This window comes from Nostoc spongiaeforme FACHB-130 (genome assembly GCF_014698475.1).
GTDB lineage: Bacteria > Cyanobacteriota > Cyanobacteriia > Cyanobacteriales > Nostocaceae > Nostoc_B > Nostoc_B spongiaeforme.
Window position 1 is genome coordinate 50,302 of the sequence record NZ_JACJTB010000015.1, and the last position, 22,204, is coordinate 72,505.

A 22,204-nucleotide genomic window follows, 5' to 3' on the forward strand; every position below is an offset into this window, starting at 1 on the left:
TAGGACTTACGCAGTAATACGAAAACCAAAGGTTGTAGGAAAGGTGTAAGGGTGTACTTATTCAAAACTCTTTAACCCCCACACCCAGTCTCAACACAAAATCTTTGTGCGTAAGTCCTGTTTTGTAAAAAAGCAACTTCTCGGCAATTACAAATTTCCACTAATATGTTTATTGTTCTTCAGCCTTGTGGGCTACTTCTGGCTACCCGCAGATCGTCATGCCGAAATCTAAAAAGATTGCCAATCCCATCAATCTCAATGATCCACAATACTATATCAACCGAGAGTTAAGCTGGCTGGAATTTAATAACAGAGTATTGCATGAAGCCTTTGACTCACGCACACCACTTTTAGAAAGACTGAAGTTTTTAGCCATCTTCAGTTCCAATTTAGATGAATTCTTTATGGTGCGGATTGCCGCTTTAAAGCAACAAGTGGAAGCAAAGGTAACTCAGTTAACACCCGATGGCCGTACCCCGCAACAACAGTTAGATGATATTCGGCTGCATCTTAGCCCGCAAGTAGTTAAACAGCATCAGCATTTTGAAGAAGTTTTGCGTCCGCTACTAGCCGAGCAAGGTATTCACATTCTGGACTACATTAATTTAAACCAAAAACAACGGACTTATTTAGATAATTATTTTGAAGAACAAATCTTTCCCGTTTTGACTCCTTTGGCCGTTGACCCTAGCCATCCTTTCCCCTACATTTCCAATCTCAGTTTAAATTTGGCAGTGGTGGTCAAAAACCCAGATACCGAAGAAGAATTTTTCGCTAGAGTCAAAGTCCCAAGTGTGTTACCCAGATTTTTGCCTTTACCGCCAGAGTTGGGTATTCAAGAAAATGGCCATACAGCCAACTGGACGGGTGTACCTTTAGAACAAGCGATCGCCCATAACTTACATACTCTATTTCCAGGGATGAATATCCAGGAATATCACCCCTTCCGCATTACCCGTGATGCTGACTTAACCCTGGAAGAAGATGAAGCCGATGATTTGTTGTTAGCCATTGAACAAGAACTACGCAAACGTCGCATCGGTGGTAGTCCCGTCAGAATCGAAATTCAATCCCAAACTCCCGAACCAATCCGTATAAGGTTATTACAAGATTTAGATTTAATCGACAGCGATGTTTATGAGGTAGATGGTTTATTGGGTCTGCGAGATTTGATGTATTTTATGGCTTTGCCCTTGCCAGAACTGAAAGATTCTCCACGTCAATCTGTTGTTCCTTCCCGTCTACAACGGTTGCGCGAACCGAACATAGCCGAAGATGTCTTGGAAATGGAGGAAGGCAAAGATTTTTTTTCTGTGATTAGAGAAAAGGATTTATTCGTCCACCATCCTTATCAGTCTTTTTCGGCAACAGTGGTGCGGTTTATCACCCATGCAGCCCATGATCCGAATGTACTAGCCATAAAAATGACTCTTTACCGGACTTCCGGTGATTCGCCAATCGTTAATGCTTTAATTGCGGCGGCTGAAAATGGCAAGCAAGTATCCGTCTTAGTAGAATTAAAAGCCCGATTTGATGAGGAAAATAATATTTACTGGGCAAGGCGTTTAGAACGGGTGGGAGTACACGTTGTCTATGGGTTAGTTGGCTTAAAAACCCATTGCAAAACCGTTATGGTAGTGCGGCGCGAAAAAGACAGAATGCGTCGTTATGTACATATCGGCACAGGAAATTATAACCCTAAAACTGCAAGACTATATACCGATTTAGGATTGTTTAGTTGTCGTGAAGAATTAGGCGCTGATATTACAGATTTGTTTAATTTTTTAACTGGCTATTCCCGGCAAAAATCCTATCGAGAATTGTTAGTTGCGCCTGTGAATATGCGCGATCGCTTTTTGTCTTTAATTCAGCGCGAAATCGAAAATGTCAAAAATGGTTTTTCTGGGCGCATTGTTGCCAAAATGAACTCCCTTGTTGACCCACAAATCATCGCTACTTTATACGAAGCTTCCCATGCTGGTGTGCAAATTGATTTGATTATTAGGGGCATTTGTTGTTTACGTCCAGGAATCAAGGACATTAGTGAAAACATTCGGATAATCAGCATTATCGGTCGCTTTTTAGAACACTCCCGCATCTATTATTTCTATAACAATGGCCAAGAAGAAATCTATATTGGTAGTGCGGACTGGATGCGTCGCAACCTAGATCGGCGAGTAGAAGTGATTACACCAATCAAAGATCAAGATATTGCCAAAGATTTGCAAGAAATCTTAGGAATTATGCTGGCAGATAATCGCCAAGCTTGGGAATTACAAGCTGATGGTACTTATATTCAACGCCGTCCTGGTGATGATTGCCCAGAAGCTAATTCACAAATAACTCTGATGAATATGGCACTCCGTTCTACAGGCGTAACTCCAAATTTGCTAGATGCTCAGAAGAGTCTTTCTTACACTGAATAACTAGTAAAAATTTGATTTTTTTAGCAAACTTTAATTTTTCTGTATTTTCTCTATCTTATGGTTGATAAAACAGGAGTTATCAACCATAAGATAGAGTAATTATCAGGACTCGCTCTCATAAACTATAAACATTGTTGTCACTAGTTTTTTACCTTGAATGTTAATGCTCTCCTGTGAGTCTTCTGTGTTACGTGTTCTCGTGGTTGATGACCATGAATTAACTCGTTTAACCCTACAATTGGCTTTTTCTTGTCAAGAGAATATTCAAGTTGTTGGGTTAGCGAGTAACGGTCAAGAAGCGATCGAAATGGTAAAATGCTGCCGTCCTGATGTGATTGTTTTAGATTTACAAATGCCCATCATGGACGGGTGGAGTGCTTCGAGTCAAATTAAAGCCATTTCTCCCCAGACTCAAATACTTGCTTACTCTTCAGTAGAAGAGGCTAAATCTCCTCGTGCCACAGGAATGGCTAATTTCGATGATTTTTGTAAAAAAGATGTCTCAACCTCTGAACTCATCGCTTTAGTCAGACAATTAGGCAAACGTAGAGGCGACAGTGAAATTATGCGATAAATTGGCGCAAATGCTATGTTGACTTAGGCTTGGCTCATTGGTGGAGAGCTAGTAATGTTTTGTTATTGAGAAGCGTCGGCATCAACCTGATCCTCATCAGAGATACCGACGCAATTTTTAGTACAAATTAATTATTTCCCGTTTCTGGGATAGTACGTTTATATTCATCAAGTAAATCATCTAGTTCTTCTAAAGCTTGATTGACATCAATTCTCAAAGTTCCTAAATTTGGCTGTTCTAAAAGACTCAAAAGGTAGTCGCGTTTGCTTTGAACTGCTGCAACTCGTTCTTTTATAGTTTGTAAATCCATTGTTTATCTGCCTTTGATTAACTACAGTCCAGTTTAAAGTTAACGCAAAATCAGGCAAAGCTTGAACAACTGGATGAAAGTTATGCGGCTGTCATCATCTGTGACACATAGCCGATGATAATAAAACTAATGTCTTAATAAATATTATCTTCTGCTCATGTTACGCCAAATCTCTTTGGGAACTCTAGGTTTAACAGTTGGTAGCATATTAACCCTTGTTGGCTTCATTGCCTATGCTGCGAATAATGCCACACTCAATCTTGTCGGGTTTTTTTATGGTTTTCCCTTGTTATTGGGGGGACTAGCACTCAAAGCCAATGAACTTAAACCAATACCCTTCAGCCAAGTCACAGCACCATCAGTATTATCTCTGCGTGAGCAGCAAGCAACTGTCACGCAAAATAAAATCCGCAAAGACATCACTCGGTATTGCTATGGTCAAGATGCTCACTTGGATGCAGCACTTTCTTACTTAGGTCTCAGCCCCACCGACGAAGAAAGACCAACTGTTACAGGGTTAAGGGAAGAGGAAACTAATGGTGCTTACACCTTAATTTTAGAATTTGATTCTCCTGATATACCTCTTCATATTTGGCAACAAAAACAAGAAAAAATGACCAGTTACTTTGGCCCTGGAGTAGAGATCAAAATCACCCAGCCCGATGCAGATCAAATTGAGTTAGCGTTGGTTACTAGTCAATAGTCAATGGTCAATGGTCAATAGCAATAAATATTAATTATTAGCTATTGACTGTGCGATCGCCTAATAACGATTGACCGACAATCACTTTTCTAACCGAACTGCATACCACTGTAAATATTGACCTGCGCCAACATCCAACTCACAACTAGTATCGATGAGATATTGGACTCTAGCTTCTAAAGATTCAATATTTTGTAAATCTGGTGGTAAATCTTGAGAATTGATTGTTTGTAAAACTGTTTTTAGCTTTTCAAATAACTCTGATGCTGTGAGAAATTGTTCTGGTTGGTTGGTTTCTAAGACCACAAAGTTATCTTGTTGATACATTAAAGAGTCTGGCATAGCTGTAATTGAGTTAATTTAAATTTATTTTTATTAAAAATTTTAGCTGTAACAATATTATTTAAACAATTTTTCTGTAAATGTGTCTTAACACATTCTAGTAGATAAATAAAGATTATTTAAAAGTTTATCTATGATTTTGTGCTATCCACGAACTATTCAGGTTGAAATCAGGAATTTTACTTAACTCGAAAGTAAATTAAACTTTAAAAAATAAAATTTTTATATAGCTTGATATTAACACTGTTTAATCTAGGTAATTATCCATCCATTGAAATGGGTGAGATTGCATTACAAGTAGGAACCAAGGACATTCCAGCGTTTTTCAGATTTAGTTTAGCTGTTTTCTCGGCCATACTTGTCATGGCTGAGAATCTGCTTAGTATATGTCCAAAGTCACTTGAGAGTTTAATCAGCATAGTGTAGATTTGAAGTTTTGCTCAAAATAGTAATTACACTTTAGGACTAGGGAAATATAAAAATAAGCCTTCTTTGCAAAGCTAGAGCAACCCAAGTAAAAATTGCTTTTCCCTTGTCAGTAAATTGTCTATGAAACCAATTTATCTAAATTTTTCTTTACTAAAGCTGATTAAATATTCTCTTTTCCTAAAAAAATTGATTGTGCAGTCGGACAGGTTGGGTAGAAAATTTCTAGCCATGATGGAACGGTTGTGCGATCGCACCCTCCATTATCAGTCATTAATGCTAACAAGCACTCACTCCAATAGGAAATTCAAACCTCCTGCACAATATAGACCATTACAGTACTGCCAAGTTTTACTGTGGTCATGAAATTTCAGCCAGATGTCTTCCAGTAAGATTTACTGTCACAAAATCTTACTCAATGGCTATTTTTTTGTGTTATGCAGGTTTTCTCCAGCTTACCCTTCGTCGATACTTTCATTTTCTGTGGAACGCAATTCATGTCAGGCTTAAGCCCATTTTCTCTACCTAAACAACCTCCAGTAATTCTGGTGGCTGATGATGACAAGACCATCCGCTTGCTGTTGCGTGAAGCTATGGAACAAGAAGGCTATCGAGTTGTTGAGGTTGCAGATGGCAAGCAGTGTTTAGATGCCTATGAAACTGTCAAACCCGACATAGTATTGCTAGATGCAATCATGCCCGTCATGGATGGCTTTACTTGTTGTAAACACCTGCTCCAAATTGCCAGAAATAACCTTATGTCAGCATTGGCAAATTTTGATACTGACTCTGCTACAGGCAATACTGTGATCTCCAAATTATGGGAACGCACACCCATATTAATGATTACTAGTTTAAATGATTCCGAATCCGTAGACCGCGCCTTTGAAGCAGGAGCCTCTGATTATGTTACCAAGCCAATTCATTGGGCAGTTTTACGTCAACGTTTACGTCGTCTACTACAACAAGCGCAAGTATATAAACAATTAGAAGCAGCCAACCTAGCTTTACAACAACTCGCTAATGTTGATGGCTTAACTGGCTTGGCTAATCGCCGTCGCTTTGATGAATACCTGAATACCCAATGGATAAATTTGGCACAGGAAGAATCTCCTCTGTCATTAATTTTATGTGATATCGATTATTTCAAATTTTATAACGATCAATATGGTCATCCAGCCGGAGATGTTTGTTTGCAGAGGGTGGGTGCTGTTTTGAGCAAAAATGCACAAAAACATCACGATTTAGTAGCTCGTTATGGTGGCGAAGAATTTGCTGTAGTTATGCCAAATACTCATGCTGCTGGTGCATTTCATGTAGCCACAGCAATGCAGAATGGTGTTAACAACTTACAAATTGTTCACGATGCGTCTGCGGTAAATGAGTATGTCACTCTGAGTATCGGTGTGGCTACCCTAATTCCTACATGGGAATCTTCACCTTCTGATTTGATTGTGGCCGCAGATAAAGCACTTTATACCGCTAAGGCTGAAGGGCGTAATCGAATTATTCTAAGATAAAGCAGAGGACAGGTAAGAGGTGACAGGCGGCAGAATTAAAAGTTGTTGTAGAGACGTTGTATAAAACGTCTCTACAGAATTTAGAAAGTGCAGCTTCTCATAGAATTGGTATAACTGCTTTGGCTATGGGTAGAAAAATAATGAATAAAAATACAAAAAAAGAAGCCTATTTAGGCTTCTTAATTAAAAACAAATATTGAAACTAAAACTATTTAACGGTAACTTTACCGCCAGCTTCTTCAATCCGTTTCTTAGCATCTTCAGCAGCTTCTTTAGCGATCGCTTCTTTGATTGGCTTAGGAGCAGCTTCTACCAAGTCTTTAGCTTCTTTCAAGCCTAGACCAGTCAATTCCCGGACAATCTTCAGTACGGCAATCTTCTTATCAGCAGGAACAGATTCCAGAATTACGTCAAACTCGGTTTTTTCTTCTACTGGTTCAGCAGCAGCAGCAGCACCAGGAGCAGCCATCATCATCATGCCACCAGCAGGTGCAGCAGCACTTACGCCAAAAGCTTCTTCGATTTGCTTAACTAATTCAGCAGCTTCTAGCAAGGTCAAGGATTTCAACTGTTCTAAAATGTTATCGGTTGTAGCAGACATTGATGTAACTCCGTAATTTTTGATTAATTATGAGTAGTTTGTCATTTGTCATTCGTCATTTGTAATTACCACTGACTATTGACTCTTGACTAAAGAAGTCTAAAGAACGAAAAAATCAGTAAATAAACCATTTTTGAATAATCGGCTTATTTTACACTTCATACTTCATACTTCCTATTTTTTGCTGACTATTCAGCTGCGCTTCCTTGTTCTTTCTCAGCCAAAGCTTGCAAAGCACGAGCCAAGCCACCAGGAACTTCGTTGATACCAACAGCAATTTTGGTAGCCAATGCGTTGATAGCTCCAGCAATTTGACCCATGAGTTGTTCTTTGGATGGCAAGTCTCCTAAAGCCTTGACATCTGCTTCTTTCAGCAGACGGCCTTCCATGACACCACCACGCATTTCTGTTTTCTTGGTGGCTTTTTGGAAGTCTTGGTAAGCCTTAATTGCTGAGGAGAAGTCTTCTTTGACTAACAAAAAGGCGGAAGAACCTTTCAGCAACTCAGACATTGGTTGCCATTTTTCATCCTCTTTAATGGCAATACCCATTAAGGTATTTTTCGTTACCTTACAAGTAGTGCCACTCGGACGCAGCCGCCGCCGTAAATCTGTGATTTCGGCAACTGTTAGCCCTTGGTATTCAATTACCAGTGCTAAAGTTGACTCACTCAAAGATTGTTTAAGGTCAGCTACTATTTCTTGTTTGTTTTCTAACGTTCTACCCATCTTGTTTCACCTCCAAGGGCAAAATCAGCGATTTTTCTGCTTGTGTGTTCTAGTTCTGAACAACCAAAAACAATAAACCCCAGTTTTTTAACCGGGGTTTAGCAGCAAAACTCTTGACGCTGTAGTGTCTACGCCTTGTAGGTAGTACTTCAGGCAATGAGAGTTTTTACCTCGGCAGGATATTAAGCTATTCGCACCTGCTGTCTCCGGTTTGAACTATTTAGTTTTGTCATTAGTCACTTGTCCTTTGTCCTTTGTTTTTACAAATGACGATTGACTAAAAATTATGCAACTTCGGTCAGTTTTAAATCCCGTAAAGCGGTGATGTCAACTTTAATTGAAGGCCCCATAGTAGCAGATACATACAAGGTTCGCCAATAGCGGCCTTTTGCTCCAGAAGGACGGTTACGGTCAATTGTTTCTTGTAACGCCTTCAAGTTTACTAGCAAATCTTCTGGGGAGAAACCTGCCTTACCAAACATAACATGAACAATACCAGTACGGTCAGCCCGGAATTCTAATTTACCAGCTTTGAATTCGGCGATCGCACTTGCAATGTCAAATGTTACTGTACCACCTTTGGGGGATGGCATCAAACCACGGGGGCCTAGTAATTTACCTAGTTTCGCTACCTGTGGCATGACATCTGGTGTAGCAATGAGTTTATCGAAATCCATCATCCCTTTTTGGATTTCGTCAATCAATTCTTCGGAACCAACAATATCAGCACCAGCGTTGGTTGCTTCGGTGACTTTTTCACCTCTAGCGATAACTGCTACCCTAACAATTTGTCCTGTGCCTTTGGGTAGTGCTACCGTTGTCCGCAACTGCTGGTCGGTATATTTGGGGTCAATTCCCAGCCGGATATGCGCTTCGGCGGCTTCGGGGAATTTTGCTGTTGCTGTTTCTTTTAGTAGTGTTAAAGCTTCTATGGGCGCGTAGTCCCTATCCTCTACTTTTGCTTGCAGTTCTCGCAAGCGACGCGATACTTTTTTTGTCATTTTTTTCTCCTGGGGTCAATGGCGAAGCTTGGCTTCTCCCCCATACAATTTTAGATTTTAGATTTTGGATTTTAGATTGAGTGATTGATCAATCTGTAATCGTAACGCCCATGTTTTTAGCGGTCCCGGCCACAATGTTCATTGCCGCGTCGATGTCGTTGGCGTTGAGGTCGGGTAATTTGGTTTGAGCAATTTCCCGCAATTGCGCTTTGGTAATGGAACCAACTTTCTTTTTGTTGGGTTCGTTGGAACCTCTTTCGATTTTCGCTGCTTTGCGAATCAATACTGATGCTGGTGGGGTTTTGAGTACAAATGTAAAACTCCGGTCTTCATAAACGGAGATTTCTACAGGGATAACCATACCAGCTTGATCGGCTGTTTTGGCGTTGTACTCTTTGCAGAACATCATGATGTTCACACCATGTTGACCCAATGCGGGGCCAACTGGTGGTGCTGGGTTGGCTTTTCCAGCATTCAGGGCCAGTTTAATGACCGCTACTACTTTTTTCGCCATTTGTATTTAGCTCTGTTTTTCTACCTGATTGAATTCCAATTCAACGGGTGTATCTCGGCCAAAAATCGAGAGCAAGGCTTTGAGTTTACTACGCTCTGGACTGACTTCAATCACCTCGCCTTCAAAGTCCTTAAATGGGCCAGAAAGCACGACAATTTTATCACCTGTAGCCATGTCAATTTTGAGGACTGGCTCTTGTTCGGTGGTTTGTTTGAATATCCGCTCGACTTCTGAGTAACTCAGAGGTACTGGTTTAACGTGACCACGACCTTTGGCACTGCCACGTTTTTGTTCTGCGCCGACAAAGTTGATCACATGAGAGGTGTTACGAACTACCTGCCATGTATCATCATTCAGCACCATTCTGACTAGCACATAGCCAGGAAAGACTTTTTCTTCTGTGTGCTGGCGACTGCCATCTTTCCGAATTTTGACTGCTGGCGTATGCGGAATTTCGACTTGAATGATTTTGTCAGCAACGTCAAAGGTTTGGATGCGTTGTTCCAAGTTGGTTTTGACGCGCTTTTCACAGCCGGAGGCTACTTGTACTGCATACCACCGCGCTTCTTTGAGCGCCGCTTCTGCTGTTTCCTCTGACTGCAAATTTGAGTTAAGTGGGTCGTCTGTTGCAAAAGTCATCAGAACACCTGTTTTGCTGCCCAAGCAAACAATCCATCCACCAAATAAATCAAAGATGCGGAGAGTGTCACCATTAACAGCACGGCTGCTGATTCGCTCACTAGCTGTCTGCGACTTGGCCAAACTACTTTTTCAAGTTCTTCTTTTGTGCCTTGAACAAAGTTTTGGATGTTTAGACCGCCAGTGTTTTCCGGCATTTCAGCTTCATTTTTTTTCGCCACTGTTGTTTATCCCCCCGTTTCTTGTACAGCTATATCCTGCTTGGTTGAATTTCAGGTTTACAGCTTTGATTCCAGCCTGCTGACTTGCAGCAAAAATTCTCTAAAGTATAAAACAATTATACCCGAAATGGTAAACACTAACTACGTTGTAGGTAGAAGTGTTACTGTTTCGGGTTTTGTTTTTGCTTGCGAGCGCGCCCTGGAGGACTTGAACCCCCGACATCAGGTTTTGGAGACCTGCGTTCTACCAACTGAACTAAGAGCGCACAGGTTGGTTTTGATTCGGTGATTGCGCTGAACTTTTATTTAGTTTAACGCAATTGCGATTCTGATTGTACATGATTTTTTTCGGGGAAGCAACTTAGCGGCAAAAGCCGCTTGTTAATTGAGATTTCTCTCATACCCTGAGCAAAAAATTACAAAGGACGGTCGAAGCGTTGCTTGATCCGAGTTGCTTTACCAATGCGATCGCGCAGGTAGTACAGTTTAGCACGACGTACCTTACCACGACGTACAACTTTAATGCTGTCGATGCGTGGAGAATGTAATAAAAATACGCGCTCTACGCCTACCCCTTGAAACACACGGCGAACGGTAATAGTTTCGTTAATACCGCCGTTGCGTTTAGCAATCACAACACCTTCGTAGGGCTGGACGCGGTATTTGTCGCCTTCTTTGATTTTCACACCGACTTTGACTGTATCGCCCACGTAAATATTGGGCAAGTTAGATTTTAGTTGTTCCGCTTCTATGGAGCGGATAATCTCTTGAGCGTTCATAGCTTATCTGCTGAAAAACCCACAATCATCCATAATAAATCGAGAATCTACTTTCAGTCTAGTAATATTTAAGATTTAAATTTTTACCCGATTTTTACCCGATACGACATATCTAAAAATGAAAGCTATATTGCATAAAGCTTTGCTACAGGTGTGATATTTATGAAGTTTAGCGTTGTGATCACTACCTATAACCGCGTAAGCTTACTACGTCGAGCCGTTGATTCTGCTATTAACCAGACAATTCCTTGCGAAGTGATTGTCGCGGATGATTGTTCTAGGGATGACACACAAGCCTACGTAGAAAGCTTGGGTGATAGAGTAGTTTACCACCGCAATGAGGTAAATAAAGGTCATGCGGCTACAGTAAATGCCGGAGTACAAAAAGCCAGTGGTGAGTGGATTAAGTTTTTGGATGATGATGATTATCTGGCTCATAATTGTATCGAAGAGATGGCAAAGGCGATCGCACTTTGTCCAAGTGCGGTGATTTGCTCTTGTGTGGCGGCTCAGGTGAATGAACATGAAGTAGAACTCAGTCGCACTCCTCAGCTTGGACCTGGTTTGGCTTTTTCTGTTCCTCAAGCCGATATTCACTACGGAATGCTGTTGGAATTATTGCCTTTTGGTACACCTGTGCAAGTTGCTTGTAGCCGTGATGCTTTTTGTAAAACAGGTGGTTGGGATTCCCAACTTGATGCTAATTGTGATGATATAGATTCCTGGCTAAGAATTGTCCAATTTGGTGATGCTATTTTTCTGAATCAATGTCTCGCTTATCGCACCATTTGGCCGGGTGCTTATAATCATAAATTTGCTGTATCTAAAAGATTAGAGACAAATATTTTAATCAAGGAGAAAATTTATCCTTTAGTTCATCATAATCATCATAATCATCTTCCCAAGATGATAGATATCAAAAAATATCTCATATTACATTGGGCATTCGTTGCACTCAAGCAGAAAAATCTTGCAGTTTTTTTGGGGATGTTTTATCAAGCTGCTTTCTCGTTTATGGTATGGAAAATTCTCTTAACTATCGTTTTCTTTCGCAATTTACATTTTCAAAATAAACTGATTAAAAAATCTGTTTTATATTATTAAATACTAGATAATTCCTGGATATAAATATGATTTATCGACTTTTATAGAGACGTTTTATGCAACGTCTCTATGTGAGAATTAACGAACTTTAGCTGAGAACAAAATTAGTAATACCTGTTCTTCAACTTATCAAACTTGATGAGTATTGTCTTGAGCCACCCGAAATCTAAGATATCGTGCAGCAGCGTGTAAAAACACGGAATAATAAACAGTGTTAATACAGTCGCTAAGGATAAGCCAGAAAACACAACTACCCCCAAGGGTTGTAAAAATTCTGAACCTTCACCAATTCCCAATGCTAAGGGAAACATCCCTAACACAGTGGTAATGGTAGTCATGAGTACAGGACGTAAGCGTTGAGGTGCAGCTTGTAAAATTGCTGTTTTGCGATCAATGTTGTCTTTTTCTCGAAGTTGGTTAGCTAACTCAACCATGATGATGGCATTGTTCACTACAATACCGACTAATAACACAGCACCAACTATCACAGTGGCACCAATGGCAGTTTGAGTAATATAAAGACCGAAAATTCCCCCGGCTAGTGCTAACGGGATGGTAAACATAATTACCAAAGGATCGATGAGGGAATTGTATTGTACTGCCATGACTACAAATACCAGAAATGTTGCTAATCCACCTAATAGTTGTAGTGAACTTTGCAGTTGTTGATTTGATTCAGCAGCCGCGCTAGGTAAGACACTTACACCTTCTGGTAAATCTAGGTTATCTATTACTTGTTTTACCTGGGCTATGGCTTGGCTTAAACTTGCACCTTCGGTTAAATTACCTGCAAAGATAGCAACCTGGCGCTGGTTGATGCGTTGAATTTCTCCGGGTGCTTGTCCTTCAACGATTTGGGCAACGTCACTTAACCGGACTTGCTGATTATTATCAACAAATAATGGTAATCTTTCTAATTGAGATGGGGTTTGCACATCTGTTTCATTTAACTTGACACGCACATCAATTAAGCGGTTGCCGCGTTGTAATTGGGTGGGAACGCTACCTTCTAGGGCAGTTTGAATGGTATCGCCAATATCTGTAGTAGTTAAACCCAAGGCAGAAACGCGCTCCCAGTCTGGTAAAATTTGAATTTCTGGTTGGCGTTCATCGGCATCGGGACGAAATCTGGCGAGGGTGGCTTGTTCTTCTAAGGCGGCTAAGACTTGACGACCGGCTTGTTGTAAGGTGTCTGGGTCGTTTCCTTGGAGAATTACGTCAACATCTGCACCACGCACAGGGGAGTTATTGAGAATCAAACCCCGCACTTGTCCAGGTGAAAGGCGCAGGCGAATTCCGGCTAAGTTTAGTTTGTCCAGTTCTTGGGTGACTCGTTCCACATAAGCTTCAACATTTGTACCAGGTTTGAGGGTGATGTTGCTGGTACCGCGTAAAGGGTTGGCGTTGGTGGTGTTGCCAAATAAAGCACCGCCAGATGTGGAAAAGATATATTCTGTTTCTGGTTGGTTGCGAAGAAGTTCATCTACCGCATTCATGACTTTGAGGTTAGTTTCCAAGGGTGTACCCGGAGGAAACTGAGCGTTTAAGTTAGCTTGTCCGGTATTAATTCTGGGGAGGATTTCTTGGGGAATTTGGGGAGCCATCCATAAACTACCGCCACCGAATAAGAGGAGGGCGATCGCAACTGTAACTATCCGCCAGCGTAATATCATACTTAAAAAGCCGCCATATCCTCTGGTGGCAGCATCAAAGCGGCGATTAAATTCTTTGAGTAGCCAAAATTCACTCAAACGGCTCGAAAATTTCCATCCCAGCATCCGAGATGCCATCATCGGCACAACGGTAACAGCAATTAAAATCGAAGCTGCTACGGAAAAGCTAATTGTCAAAATTAATTCATTAAATAGCAGGGCGATAAATCCACCGATGAGCAGAAATGGTAATACTGCAACTAAGTTGGTACTAGTAGAAGCGATTAAGGCTGATTCGACTTCGCGGCTACTTTGTTCTGATTGATTAATTAATTGTTGCTGGTTTAATTTGCTTCGGTTACTTTTGCCTGGTGTCATACCCACACCTTCGGCAATGTTCTCTAACATAACGATGGAATTATCCACCACAATACCCACACCTAAAGCTAAACCACCCAAACTAAAAACGTTGATGGATAAGCCAAACAACCCCATCAAGATAATTGCGGCGAGGGTGGCTAGAGGGATAGCGATGACAATGATAAAGGTTTGCCGTAGAGAACCTAAAAACAGGAGAACTGCGATCGCTGCCAGCCCTGTCCCAATTAACCCAGAACTTGTAACATTAGAAATAGAATTACGAATAAACTTTGATTCATCCAAGGTCGCAGTAATTACCGTTCCTTCAGGAATCACACCAGATTGTCGCAGTTCTTCTACGCGTTTTTTCACACTATCAACCACGTTGATGGTATTAGCATCTGGTTGTTTTTGAACACTAATTCTGACGGCTGGTTCACCATTCAAAGAAACAAAAACCCTTTGCAATTCTGACCCGTCTATCACTTCGGCAAAGTCTCGCAGATAAACGCGGCGACGAGGAACTGTTGATTGAGTATTACTCGTGTTAGCCGCAGATACTTCAAAGGATAAATTTCGCAATTCTTCTGCACTGCGAAACCTACCGACAGTCCGAGTTAATGGTTCAGAATTCTGCCCTAAAATACGACCGCCGGAAATATCTTGGTTGCGGTCTCTTAATTCATCTAAAACATCTGTTAAACCTACACCCAAAGCTTGTAGGCGGTCTAAATCAATATTGACTCTAACTTCTTCCGGGACTCCTCCCGACACATCTACCCCAGCTACCCCAGGAACAACACCCAGTTCCCGTGCGAGTTCTTCTTCGGCAAAAACACGTAAATCTACACCTTGCAAAGAAGGTGAAGTTAATGCCATTTCGTAAACAGGTAACTGGGAAGGATCTACTTTAAATATGCGTGGTGATTCTATAGTGTCTGGTAAAGTACTTCTAGCGCGGTTAAAGGCTGCTGTCGCATCGTTTAAGGCTTGGTCAATATTACCCCCCGGCTGAAAGTATAAATCTAAGCTGACTTGCCCTTCACGGGTTTGAGAAAATACTTGCAATACACCTTCGGTTGCAGAAAAAGCTTCTTCTAAGGGCTTGGTGACTTCATCAATTGCCACTTCTGGCGAAATTCCTGGTGCTGGTATCCGCACCCCAATCCGAGGATAGGTAATTGATGGTAGTAAATCTACTGGCAGTTTGACGATAAAAAATACACCCATGACAATTACTGCCAAGGTCAGCATGAGTGTACCGATATGTTGGCGGATGGAGATGGCGCTGATACTAAATCCGCCGCTTTTTTGGACTTGCTGCATGACTATGATTGCACTCCAAATCTAAATTCTTAATTTCTAGTTCTGGGTTGTGTAGAATTCGATTCGTCTGTTTCGGAGAGAATTGACAGACGCACAGGGTTTCCTGGTTTTAAAGGTCTACCACTGCGAACTACGTAGCGTTCTCCTGGCTGCAAACCCGATAAAATTTCTACTTTGCCATCAGCTTTTTTTCCCAAGGTGACGGTACGCGCTGTTACTTTTGGCTGTCCTGGGGTATCAGTCAGGACAAATATAGTGCCATCTGTCTGGTTTTCAGTGGGTTGTTTGTCTGTGGCTGGTTTTTGAATGGCAGTTTGCGAAATGACAACTCGCGGTTGGGTTTGGTTTTCAAAATTAACTCTGGCTAACAGTCCGCTACCAATATTGCCGTTACTGTTGGGAACTTCCACTTCTACGGGGATGAGCCTTGCTGTGGCATCGGCGGTAGGAGAGATGCGGATAACTCTACCTGTTAAGCTTCTTTGGGGAAAGGCATCTAACCGTACTTGTACTGATTGTCCTGGTCTAATTTTTGCGAGTTCTAATTCGGAAACTTGGACGACAACTTTAACTCTGCTAAAGTCGCCAATTTGGATCACTTCACCGCCTGCTTGCAACAGGTTGCCTGGTTCTGTAACTTTGCTTGTGACTACGCCACTGATGGGGGAAATGAGTCGGGAGTAAGAACGGCGTTCTTTGGCTTGTGCGACGACGGCTTGTTGTGCCAAAACTCTGCCTTGGGCGGCGGCGACGGCTTGTTGTTCTGTGCGGACTTGCTCAGTAGCAGCCCGTAAGGCTTGGGCGGCGGTTTGGGCTTGAGTACCTGCTTGTTCGGCAGTTTGCTGGGCGATCGCACCTTCTCTGTATAATTTTTGTTGTCTTTCGGAGTCGGCTTGGGCTTGCACCAGTTGTAACCGCAGTCTTTCTACTTCTGCACGGGCGTTACTTACCTGGGTTGCGGCTCTGGCTACTTCCGATTTTTGGGCGGCGAGTTCGGCTTCGGCTTGTTTTAAATCTGTTAACAGCAACGCATCATCTAACTGGCCAATGTTCTGCCCCTTGCTAACCCGATCGCCGACATCTACATTTAAGGATAATAGCCGCGCTTCTACTTGCGATCGCAGCGATACTATACGGAAAGGGATTGTTGTACCTGTATATTCTGGCTGTTTTTCTAATATTTCTGTACGAGCGATCGCTACATCTACAGGTGTCGCACCACCTTGTTGTCCGCCTCGACGTTGTTGTGATTGCGCTTCAGCTGCTTCTTTCGGTAGAGAAGCACAACTAGCTGAGAGTAATCCTGTGCTGAATAAGCAAGCAAATAATGATATGAATTTCTTGGTTTTACTGTAAGGAAACATCCGTTTGTTGATTGGGTTTCCTGCGTAAATATTGGCGGTTAAATTTAACTTGCTATTCATCACTGGGATTTGAGCTATGTAGGTTTGCTGTTTCATTGATTTTTGCTGTTGTCGGTGGCAAATGATTGATTTTGCTTATATATAAAGTTTTTCCGAAAATAGCAGCCTTTTATACCCAAGCCATTCTGAATATATTTCTCTAGATAGAAGCATTGATGATAAATTAATGTTGAGACATATCTTCTTGTGTCAATTTTTACTAATTTTGCCAAATAAAAGTTTAAAAAACATATCCTACCTAATATTGCAGATGTATAACTGTTTTATCTGCAATAACATTAAGAGGAAGGCATGTTTTCCTCATATCTTGACCATAAGGCTTAGATATGAGAATCTTAACAAATCAAATTTCGTGCTAATTTTTGCCTGAATTTTGGCATTAGCATTGATGAAATAACGATATTTAGTTTTACTAAGTATACCTAATATATACTAACAAAGCTGCTAAAAAAGCAATCGGCAAATCTGAGTATTTATGAAATATATTAAAAAATCTAAACAGTAATTGTCTTTTGTCACCATGTAGTATATGAACAAACGCTATTTTTTAGGATAAGCGAGGACAATAACGAGTGACATCACCGCTAAGACTGACTCAAACCGCGAACGAAGCAGAAATTACAGAATTTTTCCAAAAATCAGCCGGTCAGTGGCGCTCAGAAAGACGCTACTATACTCTGCCAGAGGGTGAAACCAAAGAAATGGTGAGTATGATTACCATTCGGTTTTTAGACCAAGGATGCGCTGAATTACAAAAGCTGGCACAATTGCATGACTTACCTAATACAGTCAGCTTGATGTGTGGTGCAGAAGTAATTTGGAATAGTACAGATAAACTCAAGGGTAGACAAGAATCACAAGGTTCGACATTATTTGGTGTCTTAGGAAATATTTTGTACCGCGATCGCGGTTTTGCCACATCCAAACCCATCACCGCCGAATACCATTTCACCAATTCTGAAACGCTGTGCTTGCGAACTGAGTATAATAGCTCAGTGTTTGAGGAAGAATTAAAGTTAATTGGTAATAAATATCGCACCAGACAAACAATTATCTCTCGCGCTGGTGAACAGTTAATGATAGGTCAATATTTAGAAAAGCGAATTGATTAATCCCCAGGGGATAATACAGAGTAGATATCGCAGTCATAAATCGTTCGTGAACCAAAAGATACCCGACTTCTTTAAGAAGTCGGGTATCTGAGCCTCTCGATTTTCACAAATCAAATAAGATTGCTATATCTACTCTCTGAACTTTATTAATCTAGAACTTGCCACCAACCGAAGGCGGGGCCGATAAAACGGATAGTTACCCAAGCAGCAACCATTGTACCAATACCAATCCAGGCTCCGCGAGTCGTCCAAGCCACAAATAATTCGGATTGTTTTTTGGTGATGGGAACCCAAGACAATATACGCTCATCTTGACCGTATTGTTCTCCCAATGTTTCTTTGCGACGTTTTGCTTCACCCATAATCAGTAATTCAAAATTTCAATTAGTGTGTGTTATTGAAAATCTGCGAATAAGCTGATAATAGCGTTTGCTCAGATGCGATCGCTATCCGTTGACAAAATGTAAATTGTCAATGGTCATTAGTCATTGGTTATTTGTTATGGTTTCTGGACTATAGACTAAGCTGAATCTTCTTCATCTGGGTTAGAAAATAAACTAGGGTCAAGATAGTTGATGCGTGCTAGAGGGCTAAGTGCTGCGAGAATTTGAGAACCATAGCTACGGTTAATTACTCGACTGTCTAGCAATGCTACTACACCTTGATTTTCGCGTACAGGAGCGATCGCGCGTTGTAGTTCATTCAATGCTGCTGGGAGCAAGTATACTCGAAACCAGTCTTGGTGCGATCGCTTGTAATAAGCTACTCTCCCAGCCACCAGGGGATTTTCTAAAGATGGTAGCGGTAAAGTCGCAATAATTAACAAATGTGGCGCTGGCAAAACTTGTTGATGTTCTCGCCAATATTCCCAACCACTAATTAAAATACCATTTTCATCTAAACAGGTTTTTTCTACCTGCACCCGCGAACCAAACTCTGAAGCTAAAATTGCCCCGACTTGCGCCTTGAGGGGGACATCTCCCACCAACACAACAGTTAACCCTGGTGCTGTTGCACTCAAGCACAACAGGGTGCGGACTTTGTGAATAAAGGACGGCTGAAATTCTGGTGTATTCGGTAAAGGTAACTGATGGGGGACATACAGTTGAATGGCTTGGGCTTGACTATCGGAGGAGAACTTGAGACAAGTAACATCATCCAAGCCCAAACGCTGGCGAAATACAGGCGCTTCGGTTTCTGGTTCTAAAGCACTACCAATTAACACCACTGGCTGTCTTTGCCAAATCGGTGATAGTATTTCCGCTAATTCTATCGGCGTGTAATGCAAAGAAAATAAACCTTGGCGACGGGCGATAGTTGTCCAAAAAAGATGGGGTGGCTGATTTAGTGGTGTATTTTCATGGATATATTGAAATTGCTGCCAGAAATTTTGCCAAACATCGGGAATAGTTGCTAATTCTAATTCAGCAAACAAATTATGCAGAATTTCTGCTTCTGGCTGAGAAATGAGATAACACTCATAAGGGTTGGCTGGATGCTGGAATACTTCTTTAGTTAGTTGTGTTCTCGCACTACGAATTGCTTCCCCTTGCTGCGGACAAGCTAACATCAATTCTTCCCAGTCTTGGGGTTGCACATCTTGAATGAGTTGATGACGTACCCAATCTTCTAAATCATCAACACCATCAATAATTGTAGGAATACTTGGAGGAAAAGCATCAGCAGTTGTTAATTGCCCTTTTAACCAAGCTTCTGGAGTAGTTAGGAGTAGCCCTTGAAACTCAGAATTAGGCCAAGTATTACCTGTGCGGATGGGCTTCTGCACTTGTAACCACTGTTGTAAGCGGGGAATTTCTACTTGCAACAGACGTTGCTGCACTGTTTCTGGCGCAACAATAATTACAGGGCCATGCCACATTAATGCTGATGCGACAAAGCTGGTGCGATATCTTCCTTGATAACCACAAGCCGCCCCGACTTGAATTAAAGCACTACGTCCTAGACGCAAGGCGCGGGCTACCAACCTTGCCATCGTCAAATGATGAGGCCAGGAAGGGAACCCCGCCTGCGATCGCAGGAAGTTATGTAGTGATAAATGAACTTCTGCCTCAATCACACGCTTTTAATCCCATACAAAGTGATTTTTCCATTAGCCCCATTTCTATTATGTTGTCATTAGTCATTTGTCTTTTGTCCTCTGTAAATACAAATGACCAATGACTAATAACCAATCACCAATTTCCTTAAATTATGCCTACTTACACAGGAATTTCTAGCGATGCTTTCCGGCATCCACTTGATCGCCAAGCTGAACAAGCTTTACGAAATTTACCGGGATTTGAGTTAGTGGCCCGCAAATTCATGGAATTTGTCTATGAACGCCCGCAGTTAGTCTATCTAATGGGTAACACCATCCAAGTAGGGCCTAGGCAATATTCCACTATTTACCAGATATTTCGGGAATGTGTGCGGGATTTGGACGTTTACCCAGAACCTGCACTGTTTGTCTCACAAAATCCCCAAGCAAATAGCTATGCTTTGGGGCAAGAAAATCCTTTCATTGTCATAAACACAGGCATACTAGACTTACTGGAAGAAGTCGAAATTAGGGCAGTGTTAGCCCATGAACTAGGACATATTAAATGTGGTCATACTATTTTAATTCAAATGGCGATGTGGGCGATGAGTGCTGCTTCTGCCCTGGGTGACTTGACCTTTGGTATTGGTAATTTTGTTACCCAAGCCTTAATCTATGCCTTTTTTGAATGGCGACGAAAAGCTGAACTAACGGCAGATCGGGCGGCATTGTTAGTGCTTGATGACTTAAATCCGGTGATGTCTTCGATGATGAAGGTATCGGGCGGAAGTAGCAAATATGCTCATGAATGTAGTTTACAAGAATTTATCCGTCAGTCAGAAAATTATCAGGCATTGGATGAAGATGGACTGAATCAAATTTATAAATTCTTGAATTACAATGGCGCTCAGGGCATGATGTTAAGCCATCCCTTTGCTGTGGAACGGATACATTACTTACGGGATTGGGCAGTATCAGAAGAATATCAGCAAATCCGCCGAGGTAATTATCAGCGATCGCCCTCCGAAGGTGCAGTAAATGTTGCAGCAGAAACTTCCGCAAGCGAAGCAGAGAATTTACGCCGACAAATTGAAGAATTACAACAAGAAATTAACAGAATGAAAAGGTCTCAGTAGTTGATGCGGTGGGCATAATTATGCTCACCAAACAATGATTGATTTTGATTGATTGTCAATAGTTAAGTTGCCTAAAATACATAAAATTATCTTATGTTAAGTTTGTTTAATTAGGCAAAATTATGCTGGTTCAGATACTCGACTTTTTTGAACAGTTGTGTAGCTGATTGTTTAATGTAAATTTTTAGAGATTATACTTTTTACGGCTTACCTAAACATAAATTTTCTGTAGCATGATTTATCTTTTAAGTTTCCCGAATCTCCGATAATAGTTTTTAAGGGTGCTTGGTAAGCTGTTAAGCATATAAGAAAGCACATTGAGGCCGCAGGGTGCAAGGGAGAGGGTTTGCAGCTTTCATTACCATTAACATGGTGCAATTTAAATGACGATTAGCTTAGAGATAGATATTCAGTAAATCCTATCTTCTGTATTTTACTTTACGCATTCTAGACAGGGGCAGCAAAATCATCTAAGCTACCATCTGGTTGTGAATTTTTCCACAGTTTTGGATTTGAGATTGGCAATTTTATATTCACAAAGTATTGAGAATATAAAATTTTTCTAAACTGGGTTTGTATCTAAAGTGCCAACTCAATCATCTAAAACTGACAGAGTATGAAACTTTGTTTATGTGTTTCTCAAAATGGTAATTAACTTTTCCAAATGGCTGTCTTTGTTAGCTAATGTTCTTATCCTTGTCATCTTGATACCTGAGATGGCGTTAGCTACACCTCTACAACCTCATGCTAACTCTAGCGTGATGATTGCTCAATCTTCCCAAGCTACAAGTAGCTTTATTGCATATTCGGAAGCAGATTTTACTCCTCAAGAACGCCAACAACTGCAAGCTTTACGTCAACGTCGTAACAGGGAAATTAATACTATCTTAAGTTTATCGCAACGCGATAAACTGAAAGAACAATTGCAAGCTGGGAATAATTTGTATCAAGCTCTAGAGAGCTTAGATTTACTTCCTGATCAGCAAAATATGATTAAAGCTGTGATTCAGTTGACTAACTTGAAAATGAAGGCTATTTTATCTCGCTATTCCTTAGCAATCGAAAAGTAAGAGATTGTATTCGTCACTATTTTAATTAAAAGCGATCGCTCTTGGTTTTGTGCAGGCGATCGCTTTTTATCTTAAAAATAGAATACCAATTCACAATGATGCTCGCCTACTCATTAACGTAATTAAGAAAATTAGATGCAGCAAGACTACTGTGAGAAACCATCTATTGACTAATTTAGGAGAATTGGTAGAACTCGT

21 protein-coding genes, 1 tRNA gene and 1 other annotated feature are annotated in these 22,204 nt (G+C 41.1%); of the genes, 8 read left to right on the forward strand and 14 right to left on the reverse strand.

All coding sequences use genetic code 11. The annotated features are described in order from the left end of the window. Positions 1–218: 218 nt before the first annotated feature. Together ppk1 and H6G74_RS13565 are read left to right on the forward strand one after the other, a co-directional pair. Entirely contained in the window at positions 219–2,426 is a 2,208-nt protein-coding gene (ppk1, locus tag H6G74_RS13560; protein WP_190968169.1) for a polyphosphate kinase 1, read from the forward strand. Positions 2,427–2,583: 157 nt separating this feature from the next. Next, positions 2,584–3,000: a response regulator gene (locus H6G74_RS13565; RefSeq protein WP_190589109.1), complete on the forward strand. Its 417-nt coding sequence runs from the start codon at positions 2,584–2,586 to the stop codon at positions 2,998–3,000. A gap of 127 nt (positions 3,001–3,127) precedes the next feature. Here the strand turns inward: H6G74_RS13565 and H6G74_RS13570 are convergent, their stop codons facing one another. Further along, entirely contained in the window at positions 3,128–3,310 is a 183-nt protein-coding gene (locus tag H6G74_RS13570) for a hypothetical protein (RefSeq protein WP_190589107.1), read from the reverse strand. A 157-nt stretch (positions 3,311–3,467) separates the two neighbouring features. Between H6G74_RS13570 and H6G74_RS13575 the strand changes: the two genes are divergently transcribed. After that, on the forward strand, positions 3,468–4,013 hold the full coding sequence (locus tag H6G74_RS13575) for a DUF2854 domain-containing protein (RefSeq protein ID WP_190968170.1): 546 nt from the start codon (positions 3,468–3,470) through the stop codon (positions 4,011–4,013). An 81-nt stretch (positions 4,014–4,094) separates the two neighbouring features. Here the strand turns inward: H6G74_RS13575 and H6G74_RS13580 are convergent, their stop codons facing one another. Further along, on the reverse strand, positions 4,095–4,355 hold the full coding sequence (locus tag H6G74_RS13580) for a chlororespiratory reduction protein 7 (protein WP_190968171.1): 261 nt from the start codon (positions 4,353–4,355) through the stop codon (positions 4,095–4,097). A gap of 923 nt (positions 4,356–5,278) precedes the next feature. Here H6G74_RS13580 and H6G74_RS13585 point away from each other — a divergent pair. Then, positions 5,279–6,301: a GGDEF domain-containing response regulator gene (locus tag H6G74_RS13585; RefSeq protein ID WP_190968172.1), complete on the forward strand. Its 1,023-nt coding sequence runs from the start codon at positions 5,279–5,281 to the stop codon at positions 6,299–6,301. Positions 6,302–6,509: 208 nt separating this feature from the next. Here H6G74_RS13585 and rplL read toward each other — a convergent pair whose 3' ends face one another. From rplL to rplS, 8 genes are all read right to left on the reverse strand, one after another. Further along, positions 6,510–6,902, reverse strand: coding sequence for a 50S ribosomal protein L7/L12 (gene rplL, locus H6G74_RS13590; protein ID WP_190968173.1), 393 nt, complete (start codon positions 6,900–6,902; stop codon positions 6,510–6,512). Positions 6,903–7,090: 188 nt separating this feature from the next. After that, on the reverse strand, positions 7,091–7,630 hold the full coding sequence (gene rplJ, locus H6G74_RS13595) for a 50S ribosomal protein L10 (RefSeq protein ID WP_190968174.1): 540 nt from the start codon (positions 7,628–7,630) through the stop codon (positions 7,091–7,093). Between the two features lie 62 nt (positions 7,631–7,692). After that, positions 7,693–7,858 (reverse strand) — a sequence feature (ribosomal protein L10 leader region). A 56-nt stretch (positions 7,859–7,914) separates the two neighbouring features. After that, entirely contained in the window at positions 7,915–8,631 is a 717-nt protein-coding gene (rplA, locus tag H6G74_RS13600) for a 50S ribosomal protein L1 (protein WP_190968175.1), read from the reverse strand. 88 nt (positions 8,632–8,719) lie between these two features. Further along, on the reverse strand, positions 8,720–9,145 hold the full coding sequence (gene rplK, locus H6G74_RS13605) for a 50S ribosomal protein L11 (protein ID WP_190968176.1): 426 nt from the start codon (positions 9,143–9,145) through the stop codon (positions 8,720–8,722). Positions 9,146–9,151: 6 nt separating this feature from the next. Then, a complete protein-coding gene (gene nusG, locus H6G74_RS13610; protein WP_190589090.1) occupies positions 9,152–9,784 on the reverse strand; it encodes a transcription termination/antitermination protein NusG in 633 nt (210 codons plus the stop codon). Further along, on the reverse strand, positions 9,784–10,005 hold the full coding sequence (gene secE, locus H6G74_RS13615) for a preprotein translocase subunit SecE (RefSeq protein ID WP_190589088.1): 222 nt from the start codon (positions 10,003–10,005) through the stop codon (positions 9,784–9,786). Before secE ends, nusG begins: the two co-directional genes overlap by 1 nt. A 193-nt stretch (positions 10,006–10,198) precedes the next feature. Further along, positions 10,199–10,271: transfer RNA gene (locus H6G74_RS13620), tRNA-Trp, on the reverse strand. A gap of 150 nt (positions 10,272–10,421) precedes the next feature. Continuing rightward, the gene (gene rplS / locus H6G74_RS13625) at positions 10,422–10,784 is read right to left on the reverse strand and encodes a 50S ribosomal protein L19 (RefSeq protein WP_190968177.1); all 363 of its coding nucleotides are present in this window, start codon (positions 10,782–10,784) and stop codon (positions 10,422–10,424) included. Positions 10,785–10,946: 162 nt separating this feature from the next. On the opposite strand from rplS, the gene H6G74_RS13630 reads away from it, so the two are divergent. Further along, positions 10,947–11,888 (forward strand): glycosyltransferase family 2 protein, encoded by a 942-nt coding sequence (locus tag H6G74_RS13630; RefSeq protein ID WP_190968178.1) that lies wholly within the window; start codon positions 10,947–10,949, stop codon positions 11,886–11,888. Positions 11,889–11,992: 104 nt separating this feature from the next. Here H6G74_RS13630 and H6G74_RS13635 read toward each other — a convergent pair whose 3' ends face one another. Both H6G74_RS13635 and H6G74_RS13640 read right to left on the reverse strand, forming a co-directional pair. After that, positions 11,993–15,226: an efflux RND transporter permease subunit gene (locus H6G74_RS13635; protein WP_190968179.1), complete on the reverse strand. Its 3,234-nt coding sequence runs from the start codon at positions 15,224–15,226 to the stop codon at positions 11,993–11,995. A gap of 29 nt (positions 15,227–15,255) precedes the next feature. After that, positions 15,256–16,686 (reverse strand): efflux RND transporter periplasmic adaptor subunit, encoded by a 1,431-nt coding sequence (locus H6G74_RS13640; protein WP_190968180.1) that lies wholly within the window; start codon positions 16,684–16,686, stop codon positions 15,256–15,258. Positions 16,687–17,222: 536 nt separating this feature from the next. Here H6G74_RS13640 and H6G74_RS13645 point away from each other — a divergent pair. Continuing rightward, entirely contained in the window at positions 17,223–17,762 is a 540-nt protein-coding gene (locus tag H6G74_RS13645) for a phycobiliprotein lyase (RefSeq protein ID WP_190968181.1), read from the forward strand. A gap of 146 nt (positions 17,763–17,908) precedes the next feature. On the opposite strand, the gene H6G74_RS13650 is transcribed toward H6G74_RS13645, so the two are convergent. Together H6G74_RS13650 and H6G74_RS13655 are read right to left on the reverse strand one after the other, a co-directional pair. Continuing rightward, positions 17,909–18,124: a DUF2839 domain-containing protein gene (locus H6G74_RS13650; protein WP_190589074.1), complete on the reverse strand. Its 216-nt coding sequence runs from the start codon at positions 18,122–18,124 to the stop codon at positions 17,909–17,911. A 158-nt stretch (positions 18,125–18,282) separates the two neighbouring features. Further along, a complete protein-coding gene (locus H6G74_RS13655; protein ID WP_190968182.1) occupies positions 18,283–19,839 on the reverse strand; it encodes a helicase C-terminal domain-containing protein in 1,557 nt (518 codons plus the stop codon). A gap of 134 nt (positions 19,840–19,973) precedes the next feature. On the opposite strand from H6G74_RS13655, the gene H6G74_RS13660 reads away from it, so the two are divergent. Beyond that, positions 19,974–20,936 (forward strand): M48 family metallopeptidase, encoded by a 963-nt coding sequence (locus tag H6G74_RS13660; RefSeq protein WP_190968183.1) that lies wholly within the window; start codon positions 19,974–19,976, stop codon positions 20,934–20,936. A 644-nt stretch (positions 20,937–21,580) separates the two neighbouring features. Beyond that, positions 21,581–22,006, forward strand: coding sequence for a hypothetical protein (locus H6G74_RS13665; RefSeq protein ID WP_190968184.1), 426 nt, complete (start codon positions 21,581–21,583; stop codon positions 22,004–22,006). The last annotated feature ends 198 nt before the right edge of the window (positions 22,007–22,204 follow it).